The 21,631-nt window shown below is 67.7% G+C and carries 16 protein-coding genes and 1 pseudogene; 3 read left to right on the forward strand and 14 right to left on the reverse strand.

The window, feature by feature from the left end:
• The first annotated feature begins 148 nt into the window (after window positions 1-148).
• The 3 genes and pseudogenes from FDO69_RS25075 (at window position 149) to FDO69_RS25085 (ending at window position 1,820) form a co-directional block, all read left to right on the forward strand.
• Window positions 149-718, forward strand: coding sequence for a PadR family transcriptional regulator (locus FDO69_RS25075; RefSeq protein WP_104782118.1), 570 nt, complete (start codon window positions 149-151; stop codon window positions 716-718).
• A gap of 34 nt (window positions 719-752) precedes the next feature.
• Window positions 753-1,145 (forward strand): annotated as a pseudogene (locus FDO69_RS25080) (2-keto-4-pentenoate hydratase); the annotation flags it as partial.
• 18 nt (window positions 1,146-1,163) lie between these two features.
• Window positions 1,164-1,820, forward strand: a complete 657-nt coding sequence (locus FDO69_RS25085) for an AEC family transporter (protein WP_104782119.1) — start codon at window positions 1,164-1,166, stop codon at window positions 1,818-1,820.
• 26 nt (window positions 1,821-1,846) lie between these two features.
• Here FDO69_RS25085 and FDO69_RS43105 read toward each other — a convergent pair whose 3' ends face one another.
• From FDO69_RS43105 to FDO69_RS25160, 14 genes are all read right to left on the reverse strand, one after another.
• Window positions 1,847-2,086: a CGNR zinc finger domain-containing protein gene (locus tag FDO69_RS43105; RefSeq protein ID WP_199838310.1), complete on the reverse strand. Its 240-nt coding sequence runs from the start codon at window positions 2,084-2,086 to the stop codon at window positions 1,847-1,849.
• A gap of 232 nt (window positions 2,087-2,318) precedes the next feature.
• Complete coding sequence (locus tag FDO69_RS25095) at window positions 2,319-3,632, reverse strand: RICIN domain-containing protein (RefSeq protein ID WP_104782120.1); 1,314 nt, start codon at window positions 3,630-3,632, stop codon at window positions 2,319-2,321.
• A 240-nt stretch (window positions 3,633-3,872) separates the two neighbouring features.
• Window positions 3,873-5,804 (reverse strand): glycosyl hydrolase 53 family protein, encoded by a 1,932-nt coding sequence (locus FDO69_RS25100; RefSeq protein WP_104782121.1) that lies wholly within the window; start codon window positions 5,802-5,804, stop codon window positions 3,873-3,875.
• 86 nt (window positions 5,805-5,890) lie between these two features.
• Entirely contained in the window at window positions 5,891-8,083 is a 2,193-nt protein-coding gene (locus FDO69_RS25105; protein ID WP_234388084.1) for a family 43 glycosylhydrolase, read from the reverse strand.
• Between the two features lie 4 nt (window positions 8,084-8,087).
• On the reverse strand, window positions 8,088-9,437 hold the full coding sequence (locus FDO69_RS25110; RefSeq protein ID WP_104782123.1) for a right-handed parallel beta-helix repeat-containing protein: 1,350 nt from the start codon (window positions 9,435-9,437) through the stop codon (window positions 8,088-8,090).
• A gap of 502 nt (window positions 9,438-9,939) precedes the next feature.
• Window positions 9,940-10,809, reverse strand: coding sequence for a GDSL-type esterase/lipase family protein (locus tag FDO69_RS25115; protein ID WP_104782124.1), 870 nt, complete (start codon window positions 10,807-10,809; stop codon window positions 9,940-9,942).
• A gap of 34 nt (window positions 10,810-10,843) precedes the next feature.
• Window positions 10,844-11,914 (reverse strand): rhamnogalacturonan acetylesterase, encoded by a 1,071-nt coding sequence (locus FDO69_RS25120; protein WP_234388085.1) that lies wholly within the window; start codon window positions 11,912-11,914, stop codon window positions 10,844-10,846.
• Window positions 11,915-11,983: 69 nt separating this feature from the next.
• On the reverse strand, window positions 11,984-13,042 hold the full coding sequence (locus FDO69_RS25125) for a glycosyl hydrolase 53 family protein (RefSeq protein WP_104782126.1): 1,059 nt from the start codon (window positions 13,040-13,042) through the stop codon (window positions 11,984-11,986).
• A gap of 734 nt (window positions 13,043-13,776) precedes the next feature.
• Complete coding sequence (locus FDO69_RS25130; RefSeq protein ID WP_104782127.1) at window positions 13,777-15,015, reverse strand: glycoside hydrolase family 5 protein; 1,239 nt, start codon at window positions 15,013-15,015, stop codon at window positions 13,777-13,779.
• A 141-nt stretch (window positions 15,016-15,156) separates the two neighbouring features.
• Window positions 15,157-16,035, reverse strand: coding sequence for an alpha/beta hydrolase (locus tag FDO69_RS25135; RefSeq protein WP_234388086.1), 879 nt, complete (start codon window positions 16,033-16,035; stop codon window positions 15,157-15,159).
• A gap of 520 nt (window positions 16,036-16,555) precedes the next feature.
• Window positions 16,556-17,557: a PaaX family transcriptional regulator gene (locus tag FDO69_RS25140; protein WP_104782128.1), complete on the reverse strand. Its 1,002-nt coding sequence runs from the start codon at window positions 17,555-17,557 to the stop codon at window positions 16,556-16,558.
• Window positions 17,558-18,101: 544 nt separating this feature from the next.
• Window positions 18,102-19,064 (reverse strand): DUF6807 domain-containing protein, encoded by a 963-nt coding sequence (locus FDO69_RS25150; protein WP_104782129.1) that lies wholly within the window; start codon window positions 19,062-19,064, stop codon window positions 18,102-18,104.
• A complete protein-coding gene (locus FDO69_RS25155; RefSeq protein ID WP_104782130.1) occupies window positions 19,061-20,176 on the reverse strand; it encodes a Gfo/Idh/MocA family protein in 1,116 nt (371 codons plus the stop codon). The genes FDO69_RS25150 and FDO69_RS25155 overlap by 4 nt, the downstream gene beginning before the upstream one ends.
• An 88-nt stretch (window positions 20,177-20,264) precedes the next feature.
• Window positions 20,265-21,569, reverse strand: a complete 1,305-nt coding sequence (locus FDO69_RS25160) for an ABC transporter substrate-binding protein (protein WP_159030645.1) — start codon at window positions 21,567-21,569, stop codon at window positions 20,265-20,267.
• Window positions 21,570-21,631 lie beyond the last annotated feature (62 nt).

Below are 21,631 nucleotides of genomic sequence, written 5' to 3' on the forward strand. Positions count from 1 at the left end.
GTAGCGATGAGCTCCCGGGGTCGCCATACAACAATCACAATACTCAAGAATATGAGTAATAGCGAAGCAGAGTAGAGTGTGAGCGTCGACACCCGCCGACGGCCCCACAGGGGCCCAGTGGCGCGACACGGACAGGAGGCCGACGATCATGGCGCTGCGACACGCGGTACTGGCCGCGCTACTGGACGGCGAGTCCAGCGGCTACGAACTGGCCAAGACGTTCGACGCGGGCATGGCCAACTTCTGGCACGCACTGCCCCAGCAGCTGTATCTGGAGCTGACCAAGCTGGAGAAGGACGGCCTGATCCAGGGGCGCGCCGTGATCCAGGAGACCCGTCCGACCAAGCGGCTCTTCTCGGTCACCAATGCCGGCCTCGCTGAGCTGGAGCGGTTCGCCGAATCCAGCGCCAAGCCTGCCTTCATCCGCGACGATCTTCTGATCAAGGTGCGGGCCGTGGACAGCGCGTCCGCGAAGGCCGTGATCGAACAGCTCGAAGAGCGGGCACTCATCGCCGCAGCCAAGATCGACATTTTCGAGAGGTACATGGAACGCCAGCGCGGCGACGCCGATGAGCAGGCATTCCTGAACTCCGGCGACCGGATCGGGCCATACCTGACCTGTCTGCGCGGCCTCCGCTACGAGCAGGAGACGGCCGACTGGTGCCGACAGACCGCCCAAATCCTCCGCGAACGATGCGCGGCCAACGCCGACACGTGACCATGGTGCTGGCGCCCCACGGCGATGGTGCGGTTTCGGGGTGCTGTTCGCCGACATGGCGGTGGCCGACGGCGGCCGGGTGCCGCCCGGACGGTTGCTGCAGCCCAAGGTGGAGGCCGAGGTCGCGCTGGTGCTCGGCCGCGATCTGCCGCACCGCGAGTGCACCGTGGTGGACGTGCTGCGCGCGGTCGACTTCGCACTGCCCGCTCTGGAGATCGTGGACAGCCGGGTACGGGGGTGGGACGTCTCCCTCGTCGACACGGTCGCCGACAACGCCTCCTGCGGCCTGTATGTCCTCGGCGGCGTCCCGTTGCCGCTCACCGGCGTCGATCTGCGCGCCGTGACGATGAGCATGACGCGGAACGGCGAAACCGTCTCAGAGGGCAGCGGTGCCGACTGTCTCGGCAGCCCGCTCAACGCGGCCGTCTGACTCGCCTCCGACCTGATGCGGCTGCGGGGCGACGCCTTCACCTCGGTCTTTCAAGGCAGTGTGCGCTTCAACAACTACATCGGCGTGACCATCGCAGCCGGCCTGCTCGGCACCAAGGGCGTGGCGTTCGCCGCGGTCTGCAACGCCGCAATCGTGCCCACTGTCAACGTGCTGTGTGTGCTGGTCTTCGCGTGGTTCGGAAGCGCGCGCCTGAGCCTGTCCGCCATCGGACGGCAACTCGTGACCAATCCGCTCATCCTCGCCTGCGTGGGCGGCATCCTCCTGCAGGCAGTCGGCCTGCACCTGCCGCCGGGCATCGAACCGGCACTCGGGGCACTGGGAGCCGCCTCCATGCCGCTGGGCCTGCTCTGCATCGGTGCCGCTCTGCGCTTCGACGCGGCACGGTCGTGGGCGGCGCCGATCTTCACGTCCTCGGTGGCCAAGTTCGCGCTCATGCCGGCCGCCACGTTCGCCGCGGCTCAGATCTTCGGGCTGGGCTCCCACGCACTGATCATCGCCGTCCTGTTCCAGGCCCTGCCGACGGCGTCGTCCTCGTACATCCTGGCGAGGCAACTGGGTGGCGACGCACCGCTGATGGCCGGGATCACCGCGACGCAGACGCTTCTCGGGATCGCCGCCGTCCCGATCGTCGTGGCACTGGTCCCTGCGTAGTCCTGCCGCGAGCCGACCGCCAGGTGCTACTTCCTGCGGTGACGGCGTACGGCATCGGTGTTGGCGCAGCGTGCGGAGCAGTAGGCACGTCGGCCGTTGCGGCTGGTGTCGACGAAGGGCTGTCCGGCATTCAGGTCACATGCTCGCCGGGGGAACCGCTGTCGGGAGTCGAGCGATCGAGACGGTCGGCGGACCAGGCGCACGCTCGTGGCTCGCTCATCGCCGGCGACGAGCCGGATCCCGGTCTCGCCGGTCCGCGGGCACACGGGTCGGCCGCGCCCGGACGAGAGTCTCGGTGGCCTTCAGTGGGGGCGCCGCACCGGAAAGATCAAACCGTTCGTCGTCACCGGCGCTTTGCTCCTCACCGACGCGGCAGATCTGCCTGATGGCCTCCCCGGATACAGGGGAGGCGGTTCAGACGGCTGCGCGAAGGATTGCCGCCGCCATGTCGGGACACCGCCCGCCCTGTCGCCCGAGCGGTGCCCCGACAGGTCCCGGTCAGACGCGGCGGCGGGTGAAGCGCTGGTTGGGGTTGCCGCTGTAGGTGTACTGGGCGATGCGGGCGCCGTCGGCGGTCGAGTACTCCCAGACATCCATCGCCAGGCCGGACTCCCGGTTGACGAGGCTGATCACGCCACCACCGTGATCGACCACGCGCCACTGCTGGCTGGTGGCGCCGGTGTCGGCCTGTTGGACGACGTCCGCTCCGGTCGCGGTGCCGGTGGGCTGGAGGAACAGGCCACTGTGCAGTGCCTTGACGCGGACGTGGCCGTCGCCGGCGTCGACGAACTCGAACTGCTGGTTGGGGCGACTGTTGGTGGTCCGCTGGACGAGTTGTGCGCCGGCGGCGGTGGAGGCCGCGTTGATCTCGGCGGCCTTGCCGCTGTGCTGAGCCAGCAGGGTGTAGAGGCCCGGGCCGCCGGGCGAGTCGCCCAGCTGGGCTTCCCACCTGGTGTTGGACCCGGACGCGTCAGCCGGGAGGCGGTCCCGGGCGGCGGTGTCGCCGTACATGGTCCAGCGAGCCCAGTCGACGACGGTCCTCGGGAAGCGCTGGTCGCTCCAGAAGCTGGTGTGGCTGCCGCCGACGAAGGTGAGGAACGCCTTGGGCCAGGTGATCTCCGAGTACGCCTGCCGGGCCGAGGAGTACTGCGTGGTGGAGTCCCGGTCGCCGTGCACGAACAGGACCTTGGCCGAGACCGAGCTGGACGGGTTGCCCATGTCCGTGCAGGACTGGGGGTTGGCGGAGACGATCCGGCTGTCGGGCCAGGAGGTCAGCAGACCGTGGGTGACCATGCCGCCCAGGGAGTGGCCCGAGACGCCGACGCCGATGCCGGTGTTGATGTGCCCGGCCAGCGGTCCGCTCGCGTTGAGCGCGAGGGTGTTGGTGAGGATCTGCGAGACGTCCTTGGAGGTGTTGCCGTTCTTGACGTCGTCGAAGTTGTGGTTGAAGTGCGGCGCGGGGACGATGAAGCCCGCCGAGGCCAGGGCCCGGATGATGAACAGGGAGTTCTGCGGGCTGCTTCCGAAGCCGTGGGTCATGTTGTAGACGGGGAAGATCCCGCCCGCGACCGGGGCGTCCGTCACCGGGTTGCCGCCGGCGGTGCCGGTGGCCGGGTAGTAGACGTAAGTGGTGCACGGGCGGCTGCCGCGGGTCCAGTTGTACCGGCGCACGCCGACCGCGAACGGCGTGGTCGGCGCCGTGTCCAGTGGCCCGGCGGCGGCCGGTGCCTGTCCTGCGCCGAGCAGGGACAGGCCCACGCCCGTCGCTCCGGCCGCGCTCATGCTGAGGAAGGTCCGTCGTCGCAAGGTCATGGTGACTCCTTGGGTGCGGGGATGGGTGGGGGGTTTGGCGTTCGGCTGGTCCCGTTGCCGGGTGCGCCCCGTCGGCGCAGAGGCCGACAGGCCGACGGGGCGCACGGCGCAGCAGCCGCTGTGGGTGCTCCTGCCACCCGCGAGGGGGGGGCAGGAGCGGCGCGCGGTTGGTCGGGCGCACCGGATGTCGGGGGGAGTGCGGCCGTTCTGATCGAACGCGGCGTGGTTCTCCCAGGCAGGCTATGAGGTGGTCACGTCCTGTTCGCCGTGGCTGGGCATGACGTCGATGACCGCCGTGACCGGCCCTGTGCCGGTCGTCCCGGTGACTGTGACCTCACCCGGCCTGTCGGTCGCGCCAGGTGGCAACGGCTGCCAGCGGACGGGGACAGTGGTGATCTTGTTGGTGGCGGTGGTGAGCATGCGGAGGGAGGAGGGCAGCTTCGGGACGGCTCCCACCATGGTGGCGGTGTGGACGGTGTCCTGGAGGATGTGCTTGGCGCGGCTGGCGTTGAAGACGTTGATGGACGCGTGCGGCTCCCATGTGTTCGCCAGTCCGGGCACGGCCCTGAACATGGGCTGGTAGCCGGCCGGCTCCCACACCAGGACTCCTGAACCTCGGTTGTCGACCACGTCGTTGGCGGCCTGGAACACCCTCCGGATCGCGTCCGCCTGCCCCTGAATGGTTCGCGGGTACGGCGAGTTGGGCAACGGCGCCCCATCGCCGCCCGACGCGGGGTAGGCGGTTTCCGCGATGTCGATTTCGTAGCCGGGGTGGGTGGTGGCCATGGTGTTGAGGTTGAGATCCAGCGCCTCGGGCGTACCGTGCCATTCCGGGTAGTACGAGATGGCCAGCACATCAGGGTTCTGGCCCTTCGCCTTCACCCGGGTGAGGAACTGGCGCCAGAACTCCATGGTTTTGGCGAGCTTGTCCTTGTCGACGATCACGTGTATCTCGACCTTGGATGTCGGTGACGCGTCTCGGACGGCCTTGATCCCGGCCGCGGCCAGGGTGGTGAACCGGTCCCACGACTGGTCGTAGAGCTGCTGCTCCGCCGGGTCGGTCGACCGCCAGTACTTCCACAGCAGGCCACCGCCGGGCTGAGACTGGTACACATCGGCCTGGTCGACGAAGTACGGCGGATTCGTCGTGCCGATGTGGGCCGCCTCGCTGCCGTACATGAAGCCATTGATGATCTCGTTGCCGACGGCCACCTTCTCCGGCGTGGTGCCCTGCCGGATCAACCGCTTCAGATAGTCGGCGGTGAAGTCGTACACGGTCTGGGACAGGTCCGCGAACTCCAGCTCGGCCCAGGCGCGTGGTTTGGGTTGCTTGCTCGGGTCCGCCCAGGAGTCCGCGTAGTGGAAGTCGATCCCCAGGCCCATGCCCCGCTGCTTGATCCGCTTGGCTGAGGCCAGTGAGCGCTCCGGGCCCTGGCGCGGTATCGGCGTCGGTTGGCCGGTGCTCTCGCTGCGCGGCTCGTTCCATATCCGCAGCCGGGTGTGCTGCATGCCACGATCCTTGGCCACGTCGAGCAGGTGTGGCCCGGCGCCGCGGTCTTCGGCCAGGGGGTCGACCCAGTACTGCTGGTCCTGGACGTCGTCCATCCAGGACAGATCGGCGCCGAGGGTGAGGTCGTCCCGCAGGTAGTTGAAGACCTGGAGCTCGCTGACACCTGCCCGGGCCCGGCCCGACCCACCTGTGAAGGTCAGCCGGACGAAGCGCGTTGCCGGCCGGGTGAACAGGTGCACCTCCCCGCGCGACACGGCCCGGTTGTGGGACCTGTCGGCGATGGTCTTCCACCGGCGACCGTCGGATGAAGCCTCGACGAGGTACCGGTGGGCCACGCCACGGTCCGGGAACAGCACCTTGACCTTACGCAGGTTGTCGTAGGTGCCACCGAGGTCGACGGTGAGCCACAGCCGGGCGCCGGCACGACCGGGTTGCCAGGACGTCGCCGGGTCGCCGTCGATGGACAGACGGGCGTTGGACGAGCCGGTGGCAGCTGTCGCCGAGGCCCAGGGCTTGGCAGCGATATTGCTCTCGATCGGCTTGATGTCCGCGGTTCCGAAGGTCGCGTGGGCCGGCTCGGGCACCATGAGTAGATGTGCGGACACCATGGTGACCAACGTCGTCGTGACCGCGACGGCGCGGGGTGGACGCTTGCTGCTCATGTCCTTCTCCTGACGATGTGACGTACGTGCGGCATGGGCTGTTCCGTACGCTCTGCCGGTCGAGGAGACCGGCGGAGCACGGGATGTCAGCCCGCCGCGGCACCGACATCGAGGTAGTCGACGTTGGGCAGCCCGGCTGCCGTGGTCGGATCCAACCGGATGGTGTTGCTGTCGGCGTTCAGCGAGACCGTCACGGTCTTGGTCGTCCACGTCGTCCACGCACCGGTGGACTCGAACGAAAGCGCCCCTGCCATGGCTCCGTTGACGACGAGGTTCGCCGGCCGCACACCGCTGCTGGAGCCGTTGGCGAACCTGACCGCCACCGTCGCCGTACCAGCGGTCGCCGAGGTCACCGTGAACTGCGCGTAGGCCCCCGCGGCGGCGGTGCCGTTGCAGAACCCGGTACCGGAATAGCCCGCTTGGTTCGAGTCGATCGTGCCCTGGCACACCGCCGGCGCGGTCTCCGCCTCGTAACGCTGTCCCGATGGCGCGTCGGCAGAGGTCCTTACCAGTGACAGCTGGTCGACGGTGACGCCGCCCGAACCCGACGCCCGCACGGTGACGGTGGCGGCCCCGCCGGGCAGCTCGATGCCGGTGAGCTCGCGCTTGGCCCAGCCGCTCGACGCCGGGATGCTGAGGGCGCGGCTGCCGTTGGCGCCGGTGATCACGACCTGTCCGGCGCTACCCCGAGCGTGCAGGGACAGGGTGTAGGTGCCTGCGGGCACCGACTCGATCCGCTGCTCGACGCCGCCGCTGTTGCTCACCTGGAGGGCGAAGCGAGACCCGTTCACACCACCGTTGACGTTGGTCACCGAACCGCCGAGGTTCCGCCATCCCCGCACACTGGAGACGATGACGCGGTCAGCCTGGATGTCCGGGTTGAGGATGTAGTTGTTCGCCGGCCCGACACGCCACTCTCCGGTCGTGGCGTTGAACTGCCACTGGCTCACCGAGTGGAACTGCGGCCTCGCGCCGGTCTTGGTGATCGGCACCCACTGGTTGTACCCGATGCCGTTCCAGGCGAAGTCGGCCCAGCGGTCGCCGGCGTAGATCACCGTGTTCTGCTTGGTGCCCTTGACCGTCACGAAGAACCCGGTCTGGGTCACATGGCTGTAGTCCATCTCGGTGCCGGCAAGGACGTACTCGCTGCTGTACGAGCCCTGAACGTTGCTGCTCGTCGACTCATTGACGTAGTTGACCGAGGTGTTCCAGCCGTGCAGGTCCGACGCCGCGTGGTAGTACTTGCCGTCGAGTTTGAACATGGCGTTGCCCTCGCGACCGGCGCCGCGGCGGATCTCCACGCCTGGCTCGATCCGCAGCGAGTCGGACTCCCGGAACTTGGCCACGAAGCCGCGCGACCGTCCTTCGCGGTTGGAGAAGATCAGGTAGTCCTTGCCGTCGTCGTCGGTGAAGACGGTCTGATCCCCGGTGCCGGTCGTGGGCGAGTTGGTGATCTGGGTCTGGAAGTAGCCGTAGTCGAAGGTGTCGGTGGGTGAGTCGCCCTGCAGCAGCAGAACGCCGTGCCCGCCCCTGCCCGTGTGCCACATCTGCACGGCGAGCACGTACTTGCCGGTGTTCTCGTTGTACGAGACGCCGAGCCGCCCGACCCAGCCCGCACCACCCAGGTTGGCGCCGCTGCCCACGCCGGTGGAGCGCGTCGCGACCCGGTTCTCGAACTTCCAGTTCACCAGGTCCTTGGACGAGTACACGGGGATCGAGACGAAGCTGACGTTCCCGTCGTACTTCCTCGTCGGATCGGCCCGGTAGAGCTCGGCGCCGGTGTAGTGCACGCCGTACCAGTAGTAGGTGTCGCCGAACTTGAAGACCCCACCGCCCTGCGAATAGATGGGGTTGCCGCTGGTGTCGTTCCAGAAGGTGTTGTTCGTGATGGTCTGGAACGTGCCCTCGTCGGCGGCCTTCAGATCGGCGGCGGCGGTCATCAGGGCCGTCTTCGCGTCGGCGACCTCCGACGTAGTGGCCGACGTGTCGCCGGCGACATCGGCCGCGGCGGTCAACGCCTTGGCGAAGGGCTTCCAGGAGTCAGCCGTGCACTTCGACGGAGTACGTGTCTGGTAGTCGGACACCAGGTGCTTGAGACCGCGATCCACCACCGGTCCAGCAGCCGCCCCCTGGTCCTGGAGCTCCGTTGCCTGTCTCTGCGTTGCAGGTGTCTCCGCCGCGGCGGTGCCCGCCGAGAGCGGCGCCGCCAACGCCACGGACAACAGGGTGGCGGCGGCCAACTTCCAGTACTTCGAGACGACACGCGATCGTTGCCTCAAGAGGTCACCTTCCGTCACTCTCAAAGGCGCCGAGATCCGGCGCGCTTCCGCTGAAGGGCAGTCCCACGTCGGTGCCCTTGTCGATCAGGGCACTGTTCGCCGCGAGACGGAGGTGGGGCAGCACGGGCAGGTTCCCGTCGGTCTGGCGGGGCGCGTCCCAGCCGGACGTCGACACACTGCGGAACTGGGAGTCCGACAGGGGGACGCCGAGGTTCCAGGAGTTGTACGCGGCGTTCGTGCCGCTCATGTTCGACGTCGCCGTTCCGGTGTAGGCGATGTTGTTGCGCAGGTTGCCCCGGCCGACGGCGGCGCCGCGCGAGTCGATCCCCAGCATGTTGAAGTTGGGGTGGTTTCCATAGCCGGTGTTGTTGAAGAAGTCGTTGGCCACCGGGTGGTGGTTGGCGTAGAAGCCGGCCGCCTTGTTGAGGAACGCCACCGAGGAGCGGACGGTGTGCTTCGGCGCGTCGGCCTCGTAGTCGCCCCCGTAGCCGCCGGACTTGAAGCCGGCTCCGTTGCCGGAGGGCGTCGTCGTCCCCGGCACGTACCCGTTGCGCCAGGCCCACGAGTTCTCGATGGTCACGGGCGAGTAGGTGGAGATGAGGTCGAACCCGTCATCGGCGTTCCACCACGCACGGCAACCCTGGAACACGTTCGCGGGCCGGCCGGCCGGCGTGTAGTGCGAACCGAACCCGTCGGCGTTCTCCCCGGGCCCGTCGTTGCTGCGCAGGTCGTAGTTGTCATGCGCGTCCGAGTTGAGGACGAGGTTGCCGCCCCCGCCGCTGATGAACAGGCCGGTACCCATGTGGTGGTGGGTGTCGATCTGCTCGAAGACGTCGTTGCTGCCGGAAACCCAGATCCCCCAGGACTCGGCGTTGCGGTTGTTGTTCTGGGGAACGCCTTTGACTTCCAGTCCTTTGAGGTGGATCCAGCTGCCGGTGACGTTGAAGCCCTTGATGCGGCAGTTGTCCGTCATCCGCGAGAAGTCGAAGACCGGTTTCTCGCCCGGCCGGGCCCAGTACCGGATCGGGTTGCCCGAACTGCCGCTCTTGTTGAGGGTGATCGCGTCGACCTTGGCGGTCTGGCTCGAACAGGCGCTGTTCGCGCGGGTGTAGACGTAGGTGCCACCCCGGAAGTAAACCGTGTCGCCCGCCTTGGCGACGGCCTGTGCACGGGCGATCGACGCCCACGGGGCGGCCTGCGTACCTGCTGCTCCGTCGTTCCCGTTCGGGGCGACGTAGTAGGTGCTTCCGGCCGCCGCGGCGCTCGCGGACGCCGAGCCGGGGTGCATGGCGACGGAACTCACCGTGACCACCGAGAGCAGGAGGACAGGGGTGCTGAACTTCGCAGTTCTCACGGCGTCATCTCCCGAGTGGACCGTCTTCGTGTCACTGCCATGGATGCGTGTACCACCTTCCGAGTGAGCGGCCCACTCCCTGATCGCTCGGGCGGGGGCCGAACAGACATCGCGAACCGGCTGCTCTGGTTGAACGGGGGCGGCGTGCTTGAGGCGGCTCAGCAGTGCCGCCGACACGCCGCACACATCGCTGATCACGAGCGGCGGTGCGGACCTCATAACCCACGGGACGAAGTGGCCGCGCAGTCCATGTCCGTAAGCCGGGGGGACCTCCGGCCATGGACAGGCCTCCTGTCACCACCGATGCGGAGCTTGCTTCGACGGTCGTACCCTCGCCCCGGCCTCCGTCTTCGTCGCACGCCCCGCGGCCCGGTCGGAGCCGAGCCGTTTCCGTACGCCACCGTCAGGTTGGTAGGGACGACTGAGTCCTGGGTCTGCTGCACCGCCGTCATTAAGGCCACCCGCGAACCGACCCGCCTCGGTTCGCGCCCACCGCCGCGTGCTACGTGAGATACGCGGCGAGCGGGAGGTTCTGGCGGCGCACGTCACCGGCGACGAGCCCTGCGACCCGCTGGGCGCCGTAGGTGTCGAAGTGGGTGTGGTCGTTGCAGAAGAAGGTGCCCAGGGGACCGCTGCCTCCGTAGTCGCCGTTGTTCGGGCAGAAGCGCAGACTGTTGTAGAGCGAGACGCTCAGCGACTGCAGGTCGACGACCGGCGCCCTGGTGGCGGATCCGACGGCGAAGGTCTCGTTCACGAAGCCGCGGTTCTTCGTCGCGGTGCCGCCGGAACAGGTGATGGCCGCAACCGGGGTAAGCAGCACCGGATGCGCTCCCCGGGCCAGGGCGGCCTGCACCATCGTGGTCATCAACTGCCGGTAGCGGGCGGGGCCGACATGCCGGGGGCAGGTCGAGGAGGAGTCGTTGATGCCGAACTGGATGAACAGGTAGTCACCGGCCTTCATTCCGGTGCTCGAGTTCAGCATCGCCTGCCAGCGGGACGAGTACGAGGTGGACGTGAGGCGGCACTCACCGTCCGAGCCCTTGGTGCCGCTCACGTTCCCCTCGTACAGCCAGGTCTGGATGCTGCGGCCTCCGACGGCCTGGTTCTTGACCGTCACGTCGCTGTTGAACAGGGCGTCGAACTGGCTGCCCCAGCCGACCGGACAACGGCCGGAACTCGGGTTGGCCATGGTGGAGTCGCCGGCCAGCCACACGGTGACCGGTGCGGCGACCGCCCGTGCGGCCGGGGCCTGGGCGCGGGAGGCACTGGCACAGTTCGTGGCGACGCGGTCCGCCGCGGATGCGGCGCTGACACCGAGGCTCGACAAGGCGATCACGAGCGCGGTCGTGATGAGAATCCGTAAGTTCCTCAACGGGTCCCTCCTTGGGACTGGCGCCGGGCGTGGGTCAGCGCAGGTACGCGGCCAGAGGCAGGCGCTGCTCGCGGATGCTCTGGAGCACCAGCCCGCCCATCTGGCTCGCGCCGTACTGCGAGAAGTGGGTGTTGTCCGTGACACCGTCGACGGATGAGCGCAGGAAGAGCTGTGCGGAGGCGGACGGGCCGAGGGACTCAACCAGTGTCTTGCTCTTGGTGGTCAGATCGATCACCGGCACGTTCTGCGCCGCGCCGAGCGAGCGCATCTCGGCGGGCAGGTTCACGCCCACGCCGTTGACATGCAGCGCCGTTGCCGTGAGCCGGTTGCCGTTGAACTGCCGGCGCACCGGCGGGGTCACCAGAACGGGGACGCCGCCCTTCGCACGGACCTGCGTGATCATGGAGGTGAGGTTGCTCCGGAAGGCCGACGCGCTGGTCTGCTTGTCGTTGTGGCCGAACTGTATGAAGACCGCGTCGTTTGCCTTGAGCTTCGGCAGCAGCGCCGGGAAGAGCGCCGAGTTCCTCAGGAAGCTGCCTGAACTCTCGCCCGAGTCCGCGTAGTTGGCGACTGACGCTCCGGGCCCCACCGCCGACGTGATCATCTGGCCCCATCCCGTGTACGGGGCCACGGGCTGGTCGCACACGGTCGAGTCACCGGCCAGGTAGGCGACGAGCGGCTGGGTCGCCGGTTTCACGGAGACGGCCGACACCTGCGGGTTGGTCCCCGCGAACCGGATGTCCAGACCGGGGTTTCCGGTGCCGCCCTGGCCGGTCGGCTGCCCCTCCGGCTGCCGCACGTTGACCGTGAACGAGTACGTGGCGGCGGCACCGGCCGCCGTATTCGTCGCCGGAAGCATCAGGCGCCGGGCCTCCACCCACATGTCGGTCGCGGCGGCAGTGGCACCACCGATGGAGACCGTCACGTCGTAGTTGCCGGGTGAGACCGCGTAGTGACACTTGATCGGCGCAGTGCCGGAACAACCGGCCGGCAGTGCCCGCGTGGCGGCATCGGCATGTGCCGCACCGGTGCCGACCAGCGTCGCAAGGGTCAGCAGACCCACTGCTCCCAGCCTGACCCCGTGCCCTTCGAGACTCGATGTCATGCGCATTACAATCACCAATCCCAGTTCTCGGCCGGAGAGTTGCCCGGATTGAGGTCCATGGCCGGTCGCTCAGGCCTGGGTGAAGCCGTTCATGATCGCGGTGGGTCGCTTGCCGGCGGAGTCCCAGGCGCCCATGTTGTAGCCGGTGAACGGGGACATGCACTCCGGCTCCCAGTAGAAGATGCCCTGCCCGCCGTTGGCTTTGAGGGCCTTGATGTAGGCGACCAGCGAGGCCTGGGTGGCGGAGACCCGGTCCACCCGGCCACCGAACTCGCTCTGCAGGAACGGTTTGCCGTAGGCGGCGGAGATCTTCTTCATGTTCGCCACGATCCCGGGGGCGAGGTCGGCACTGCCGTAGGACGAGAACACCGACATGTCCCACTTGCCGTCGCTCGCCGCGAAGCGGCTGAAGAACGTCGTCATCACGTCGTACTTCTGCGGTTGGGCCAGGTGGATGCACACCGTCGAGTTCGGCGACACTGCCTTGACCTGGTCGTATGCGGCGTTGAGCAGCCCGGTCATCTGCGCCCCGTTGGAGACGCTGCCGGCCGGGCGGCAGATCCCGCTGTTGATCTCGTTGCCGATCTGCACCCAGGTGGGGAGCACGTCGTTGTTCCTCATGACCGTCATGGTCTGGTTCACGTACGTGCCCATCGCGGTGCGCATCTGGCTGTAGCTCATGTTCCGCCAGGCCGCGGGCGGGTTCTGCACGCCGACGGAGTTCCAGGTGTCGCCGAACATGTAGTCGAGCATGATCGACATGCCGGCGGCCTTGACCCGCTTGGCGAAGGCGGCCACCTCGTTGATGCCGCAGTGGCCGTTGGCCGGGTCGTTGGAAGGGTTGACGAACGTACGCAGGCGTACGGCGGTGATGCCGTATCCCTTGAGGATGGTCAGCAGGTCCTGGGTCTGCCCGCCGGCGTTCTTCCAGGAGTAGCCGCCGGCCTCCATCTGAGGTGCCCAGCTGATGTCGACGCCCTTGACGAAGCTCGCCGCGGCCTCGGCGGGTGTCTCGAGTTCGGCGAACGCGACGGCGGTGGCGAGCGCCCCGGCGGTGGCGGTGGTGGCCTTGAGCAGGGTTCGCCGGGTGATGCGCCCGGCAACTGGTGTGGGGGGTTGCGGGAACATGGTCGGTCCTTTCCTTCCGTCGGCCGCGGGTGAGACGTCGCGGGCGGCGGAGAGCGGGTCAGTGAGAGAGACCTCCAGGAGCGGGGTGGGTGCTTGGCGCAACTGACGTTCAGATTCTCGGAGTTCGTGTGACAGCGTGCGATCCCAGCCGATGCGCCTCCCTCGGAGTGGCAACAACTGAGGTTGGAGTGCTTACGAGTGGCACGTGTCGAGGGGGCGGCCTTGGCGTGCCAGGGCGCTCCTCCAGGTCGGGACTGTGAGCGATCCCAGAGGTGTTGCGACGGAAGTGCGCAGTCACATCACGACGAACTTGAGGTGCATCACGCAGCTTCTCGATCGGGCGCGAAGCTGTCAACCATTGCTCACCAATCCACGGAAGAAGAAGTGCGATCCTGTGGGGCGGGGGCTCGCCGTGCCTCGGCCGTGAGCTGTTTGATACGGCGGGAGTCAGGCCAGTTCAAGTGCTCTTTCAGAAGGAATGTGGCGAGGAGGGCAGGGCTGCGCCCGCGACCTCTCGTCGGCTCACGCCCACACACACTCGAACAGAAAGAGCCAACAGGATGAAGACATCGCTGTCGTCCGTTTGCCGAACGTGCTCCCAGACGTGGAGCAGCGGGACTTCTCCGGCTGGTCGGCGCGCAGTTGACGAGATGGCGCACCGTGTCGCATCGCCACCCTGCCCAACTGCGCGCCCACGAGGTATGTACGTACCCGTCGTCGAGATTCGGGTCCTGCTACGTGCCGGACGGAAGGCCGGAGCCGGCAACACTGCCGCTGACGCCGGTCATGATGGCGTTGATGATGCCCTGCTGGGTGACCGTGAGGGAGCGCCGGTTGAACAGCCCGAACCCGTACCGATCGGTTGCACCGTTGTCCCAGTAGATGGCGGCCGCGCCGTATTTCTTGGCCGTGGCCACGACGGCCCGTGCGAAGTCCGCGCGGTACCTGTTGTTCGACGAATCGAACGATGACTTGTCGATGGCACCGTATTCGCCCACCACCACCGGATACCCCTTCGCGACGAACACATCGCGCATCAGCTTGAGCTGCGCGTCCAGATAGTCCTCCTGTCCCCAGGTCGACGTCCTTGACGGATTGGTCGCCGCTCGGCCCCATTGCGTGATGGTGCCGTTTTCCTCTCCGGCGAAGTCCCAGGGGCTGTAGTGATGAACGGAGATCATGATCCGCCGCTCATTTGCGGGAATGGAGGGGGAGCGGTACTGGTCGGACGGCAGCACGAAGCCGTAGTTCCCCGCGGTGTAATCGATGTTCGTGTTCCAGCCGGCCACTAGCAGCCACCTCGAACTGTTGTTGCCGCCCGTTTTCCGCACGGTGTCCACGAAGATCTGGTTGTAGCTGTTGATGTTCGAGTAGCACGGTTGGGTCGGGCGGCCGTACTGCCCGTCGAACTCCTCGTTCATGGACTCCAGGATCAGGCGCTGGTCGTAGTTCCTGAACCTGTTCGCGATCTGCTGCCAGGCTTTCTCGTACTTGGCTTTGATCGTCGCCTGGGAAGGTGAATCGCAGATCAGCCAGGAGCCGTTGACGTTCTTGTACCCGTCGCCGTGCATGTTGATCAGCACATGCAGGCCCCTGTTGTAGGCATAGTTGACGACTTCTTGGACTCTGTTCAGCCAGGAGGCGTTGATCGTGTAATTCGGGCCGGGCCCTATGTATCCCAGGTAGGAGACCGGGATCCTGATCGTCTTGAACCCTGCCGCCTTCACTTTGTCGATGAGAGTCTGTGTCACCATCGGCTGGCCCCACGCTGTTTCGCTGGGGTATCCGTTGGTGGTGGCTTCGAGTTGGTTCCCCAGATTCCATCCCGCGCCCATGTCGGCCACGATCTGTGAAGCGCTGGACTCTGCCGCGGTATCGGCCGATGCCTGATGCGCCGCGCCGTACACCGATGCGGCAACCGCCAACATGACGGCAAGGAAGATGACCCTGATCTTCCCTGCTAGTGAAACCATGAGCTTTCCTCTCTTGCGTCCTTGAGGGCGTCGAAACCCTCAAGTGGATCTGTCTGGGGTGGCCACGCACCCTGCACGGCCCGGATGCCCGGCGAGCACGGCAGACGCGCGCACCCGGGCCGTGCGTGGTCGCTCCTCAGCTCAGGGCGGATTCCCAGGTGGTCGTGCTGGAGGCGGCGTCGGCGCGAAGGCGGTCGCGGGCCGAGGTGTCGCCGTACAGACTCCACCGCATCCAGTCCACGAAGGTGTTGACGGTGCGGGAGTCGCCGAAGCAGTTGCTGTGGCCGGCGCCGCGGAAGGTGAGGAACGCCTTTGCGGCGGGCAGTTCCCGGTACGCCTGGCGGGCGGAGAGATCGGGCACGTTCCGTCCCGGTCGCCGTGCGTGAACAGGACCTTGGCGCGGGCCGACGGGCTCGGGTTGCCCATGTCCACACGGGACATGGGGATCGCGGCGGTGATCCGCGCGTCGGGCCAGGACGTGAGCAGGCCGTGGGTGGTCATGCCGCCCATGGAGTGGCCGGAGACACCGACCCCGACCGCTGTGTCGATGTGGCCGGCCAGCGGGTCGCCGGCCGTGTTGAGGGCGAGGGTCCGGGTGATGACCTCGGAGACGTCCTTGGGCTGGGTGCCGTTGTAGACGTCCTGGCCACTGAGGTTGGCGAAGTGGGGGGCGGGGACGATGAAGCCGGCTTCGGCCAGGGGGCGGATGATCGCCAGTGACTTCTGCGGGCTGCTGCTGAAGCCGTGCATGAACTCGCAGACCGGGAAGACGCCTTGGGCGACGGGCGCGTTGGTGACCGGGGAGCCACCGGGGGCGCCGGTGGAGGGGTAGTAGACGTAGGTGGTCCACCGGCGGCTGCCGCGGCTCCAGGCGTACTGGCGCACGCCGACCGCGAACCGCTGGGTAGGAGCGCCGGCACTCGCGGTGGCACTTGCGTGTCCCGTGCCGAGCAGGGACATGCCCACGCCCGCGGCTCCGGCTGCGCTCAGCGTCACGAGACTACGCCGTTGCATGGTCATGACGACTCCTGGTGGGGGGCGGAGCGCTGTTCGGTCAGGTGCCGGGAAGAGGCGTGGGTGATGCCGCGGCGGTGAGACTGACCTAGGTGGTGGGGGGAGTGGTGGTGGGGGTGGTCGGGTCGGCGAATCGCGCACGGTGGAGGACGTTCCGGTCCTGCCCGTGGTGGTCATGGGCGTGGTGTGGCCTTGCCGGCAGAGACGTGGCGAGCTGCTGAACACCGGCCGAATCGTGACTTATCGAGGGAGCAGTCCTTCGCGCCCGACCGTCCGCTTCTCTGACGGGGAGGTGTTGATTCTGCGGAAACGGCGCAGGGGTGCCTCTCCTTCCACTCGGCGTGTGCCGCACCTCTGGGAGCGTTCCCACATGTCTTGCAACAGGTACATTCCCGATCGGGTGCCGATCTGTCAATCATTGGCGCTCAACTCTGTTGTCTTCGACGCGCATTCGACAGATCGCAGGCGCGGGAGGCAAGGTGTGACGTCTTCGAGCCCGCACGATCATCCTCGCGGCGGCCTGGCGTCAGCCGTGGCCGATACCCGCACTCATGCCGGCGATCGTATGGGCCCTGATGTCGGGGTGTGGTCCCTCCGCGAATCGGGTCACCACGGAGCGGACGTGGTCCTGGGCGGGCTGGAGCAGACCGTCGTACACCGCGACGCAGACTTCCCGCGCCCGCGACCGGGGCCAGCCGGGCGGCAGCAGCCCGATGGGGAGCAGCGGGTCCAGAATGGGGAAGTGCCGGTAGGCGTGCATGACCTCGGTCCGTGCGCGCACCGCGTCGGCACCGGTGACGCCGTCGGTGCTGATGTGCGCAAGCAAGCCGCTCCAACGGTCGATGAAAGCCCGGTAGTGCTCGGCGATGCCGGGCAGGTCCCACGCCTGGACCGGATTGCGGTCGACCTCCGTGTCCAGTTCCTCCTGCCGCGCGCGGAACACGGTCACCGCACCCCGCGCCAGGTCGGCCACCTCGATCCGCCCCTTGGGGGTCAGGGGGTGCGGCGACACCCAGAGCGCGTCGTACAGCGGCGCGAATCCGCGCCAGCGCAGCGCGGTGCGCAGTGCGCGCCGCCGCGTGCTCTCCTGTTCCGGGACGGAGAAGGCGATCAGTGTCCACCGACCGTCCCATGAGTCGGGTTGGGTGGTGAAGGTGGCGATCGAGCTGGCGCCGCTCCACAGGTCGACGGCGGCCTGCGACGTCAGCCGGTAGGAGCTGTACCGCCCTTGCCGGCTGCTCTCCAGCACTCCACGGCGCATCAGCCTGCTGATCGTCGTACGGGCGGCGCCCGCGGTCACGTGGAACTCGCCGAGCAATGCCACGATCGCCGCCGACGGCAACCACGCCCGGACGGGGAACGTGTAGTCGGCGATCAATGTCACCGTGAGTCCCTGCGGCGAGACGTTGCTTTGCCAGCCGGGCGATCGCACGGGGCCGACGGCGCCGTCACCCTCGTCGGAGAAGATCTCCTCGAGGTGGGACAGGTTCGGCAAGGTGGGCTCCGGCGCGGTGGACAGGGTCGGCATCACTGTAACGGTTGTGAAATCGCCGGGTGTGGCTCCTCCGCGATTGCTCCACCAGGCGGGATCTCCGCGCGCGGGTCCCTCCCTCTTCGTGACGACTCGTCACTGCGACGAAGTGCCAGGCACGCCTTGGGAAGGTCGGGCTCGCGCGGAGCGACCCGGGACACCGCCTCGGCATCGATCGGGTCGGACTTCCCGCGCTGGGCTGAACGTCGTGCGCCGGCCATCAGCGGGTGTGAACCCGCACTACCGCGGTCCCACAGTCGAGCAAGTCGGCCTCGCACCGGCGGGTGATGTGGCGGCAGCCCTCGACGAGCCGGTGCCTGTGGCACCACGGGCGCAAGGTGACGCAGACGGGGCCGTCCTGCGTTCGAGCGGACATTCAGGGCCGCCATCATGCCCGTACGTGTCTGGTACTTCCTCGCTGCCGTTCGCAGGCACCTGCTTCTACGGCGATCACAGCAGCCGGGGGGGGCGAGGAAGGCGTGCACTCCCTGGTGAGCGGGGAGTGCACGCCGGGGGCATGCATAGCAGCAGCAGGGTCGGATCACTCCGTCGCGAAGCGCCCTGAAGACGATTCCGCGGCACGTGCGGACGGCGTATCCGACGGTGTGAGCACCCGGCGTACCGCGTCGGCGAGTGCGGGAGCCGCGCTCGCCTCGGCATCGGCGATCCCGACGCCGTAGCGGAACCGCACGGTCGCGCCGTCCTCGACGGTCAGCTCCTCGCTGAAGAACGGTGCCGGATTGAGGCAGGCGAACTCCTCGGTCCGGGCGAACCACTGCGGCGGGTGACTCGGGTTGGCCGTGTCGTCGAGCATGAGTACGAGCGACTGCGCGTCCGTCTCGTCGTGGCGGCCCGCGAAGCCCATCCACTCCATGCGCCGCCCACGAACCTCGTCGCCACCCATGCCTTCCTCGGTCACGAACTGTCCGCCGGTGAAGGACCGCGGGCCACGCCAGAACAGGCCGCCGTAGCCGGCGTTCTCCCGGCCCTTGGTGGTCGGCGATCCCATGGCGACGTCCCTTCCGGAGACGTTCGTCATCCGCGTCTCGAACGTCAACGCCCAGGCGTGCGGGGAGATCAGGCTCGCTCGCAGCGTCCTGCGTTCGGTGAAGAAGAGCGCGCCGGACTGGGTGGTCCAGTCCAGGTCGTGAGCGAACGTCGCCGCTCCGTCGGTCCTGTCCAGGTCGACCATCCGGCGGTGGGCCTGGGTTCCGTTGTTCTCCAGCTGGACGTAGAAGCGTCCGTGGATGTACGTGGGACCGCCCCAGAAGTTCTCCTCGCCGACGTGGGGCAGGGACCAGGCGATGCCCTTGTGCCAGACGTGGTCGTGGGGACGGAACAGACTGACGACCTTGCCGGCCCGGGTGCGCAGGGGATGGATGTAGGGCTTGGGGGATTCCAGCTGGACGGTGTCCGGCTGGTACACGTAGCGGAACAGCTCGGTGCCGCCGTCGCGTACGGTGACCGAGGCGCCGAGGTCGTGGCGGATCTCAAGAGTGTTCATACGAGGGCCTCCTTGACCGGTTCCCACGGCACGGCGCCACCGTCCATGCTTTCCGCGAACGGGTCGTCGTCGGTCAGTTCGCCCGCGGCGATGCGGACACCGCGGAAGGCCGAGGCGTACGTCGCCGCCGCGAACTCCAGCGTGCGACGCGCGTCCAGCAGGCAGACGCCGGGTTCCTCACCGGCCTCCCAGGCATCGAACACGGCCTCGATCTGGAGCCTGTGGCCGCTCGTGATGTCCGGCTCGTCACCATTGGTCCAGAGGTCGGAGAGCTCCTCGTGGCCGGGAGCCGGCGTGAACCGCCAGTGTTCCTCGCGGTAGCCGTAGAGGTGCTCGAGTTCGACCGTGGCGTGTTCGAAGTCGAAGCGCAGGCGCGAGGTCTCCCGGGGGGACAGCAGGGAGTTGACCACCGTGGCGAGGGCTCCGTTGTCGAACCGGACGGCGGCGATCGAGACGTCCTCGGTGTCCGTGGGCCGGGTCTGGCGGTCGGCGAGTGCGGTGATCTGCGACCAGGGGCCGAGAACCGACAGCATCAGGTCGAACTGATGGATGCCGTGTCCCATGGTCGGGCCACCTCCCTCGACGTCCCAGCGCCCCCGCCACGGCACCTCGAAGTACGCGTCGGGCCGGTACCAGAGGGTCTCGCAGGTGGCGACCAGTGGCCGGCCCAGGGCGCCGGACCGGGCCAGCCGTCGCAGGCGTACGGCCGCCGCGCCGTAGCGGTGCTGGAAGACGGTCAGGACCTTGGAGCCGGTCTGTTCCTGCACGGTGGCCAGCTGGTCCATCTCGCGCAGGCTCAGCGCCGTCGGCTTCTCCACCAGCGCGGTGACGCCGGCCTGCATCACCATGGACGCCAGGGGGGCGTGGGTCTGCGGAGGCGTACAGATGTGTACGAGATCGAGGTCTCCGCTCTCCAGCAGAGCTTGCGGGTCGTCGAAGTGTTGCGGCACGGAGAATCGGTCGGCGAACTCGGCGGCACGGGTGGGGTCGACGTCGGCGACGGCGACCAGCCGGGCGCGTTCGGAGAGTTCGGTGAGGGCTTCGGCATGAGCGTGGGCGATACCGCCGGTGCCGATGATGGCCACGCGGTACGGCGGCCGGGGGCTTGGCATGGGTGTTTTCTCTCTCTTGGTTCCTGCCCCACTTCTCGTGGGGCCTCCCGGGGGCCGTGGGCAGCGGCGCCGGCCCCCGGGAAGGAGGTCACTTGGCCGCGTCGATCTCGCCCTGGAGCTCCTTGATGAAGGCCTTCGCGGCGGCTTCGGGCGAGGTCTTCTTGAAGTAGACCTCCTGGCTGTAGCGCTGCAGCTCCGGCTCGATGCCGCTACCGCCGTTGGGGGTCACGACCGGCGACTCACCCGGGGTCACGGCCTTCTGGTAGTCGGCCGCCGCCTTGTCGGTCCCGGCCAGAGTCGGCTGGAGGTGCTTCAGCATCTCCTTGTTGGCCGGGATACCGCGCTCCGTCTTGAGGATGTCGGCGGCCTTCTGGTCGTTGAGCATGAAGTTGATGAACGCGGCCGCCTCGGCCGGGTGCTTGCTCTGGCTGGAGACCGCCCAGTACATGGAGGGCTTGAAGAAGTTGGCCTTGGTGTCGCCGACACGAGGCATCTGCAGCAGCTTCACATGGGCGCCCGCGGCCTGCTGGATTGCGGTGATCTGCGTGTTGTACGCCCCCATCATGGCCGCCTTGCCGGTGGCGAAGCTGCCGGCGGTGACACCCGCGGTCAGGTCCTCGACCATCGTCGACGCCTTGACGCTGGCCCCCGAGGAGGTCAGGTCCAGACCGTACTTCCACATCCCGGCGAGCGTCTCGGGCTTCAACGAGACGTTGCCGTCCTTGTCGAAGAGGTTTTCACCGTGCTGACGGGCCCAGTACTTGACGTCGCCGGCGGAGAATCCGGGCGCGCCGGCCGCACCATGGATCTTGCCGCCGCTCTTGTCCGTCAGCTCCTTCGCGATCTTGGCGTAGTCGTCCCACGTCCATGTCTTGTCGTCGGGAACCTTCACGCCGTACTTCTTGAACATGTCGGTGTTCACGAGGACGGACATGACGCCGACACCGACGGGAAGCGCGTACTGCGTCCCGTCGACCTGCCCGGTGGCCAGGGCCTGGTCGTCGAACTGTGACGTGCTGAGGAGCTTCTTGGCCTTGCCCAGGTCGTACAGCGCTCCGCGGTCGGCGTACGACGCGAGGTACAGCTCGTCCATCTGGACGACGTCGGGGGAGTCCTTCGCCGCGGTCGTCGTGGCGAGTGCGTCCCAGTAGCCGTTCCAGTCCTTGTACTGGCCCTTGACGGTGATGTTGGGGTACTTCTTCTCGAACGCCTTGATGACCTCGTCGGTGAGCTGGGCGCGGGCGTCCGCACCCCACCAGGTGGCGCGGATGGTGACCGGCTTGTCGCTGAGGTCGGAAGCGGATTCGGTGCTGCCGCCGGAGCAGGCGGTCAGTACGAGCGAGAGTGAGGCGATCGCTCCGACCGTGACGCGTCTGAAGGGGCTGGAGTTCATGGGCTTGTCCTGACTCTGATGGGTGGGTCGGGTTGATGTCTGCGGTGCTCCCGAGCGGCCAA

Source organism: Streptomyces tibetensis, assembly GCF_007655005.1.
GTDB lineage: Bacteria > Actinomycetota > Actinomycetes > Streptomycetales > Streptomycetaceae > Streptomyces > Streptomyces tibetensis.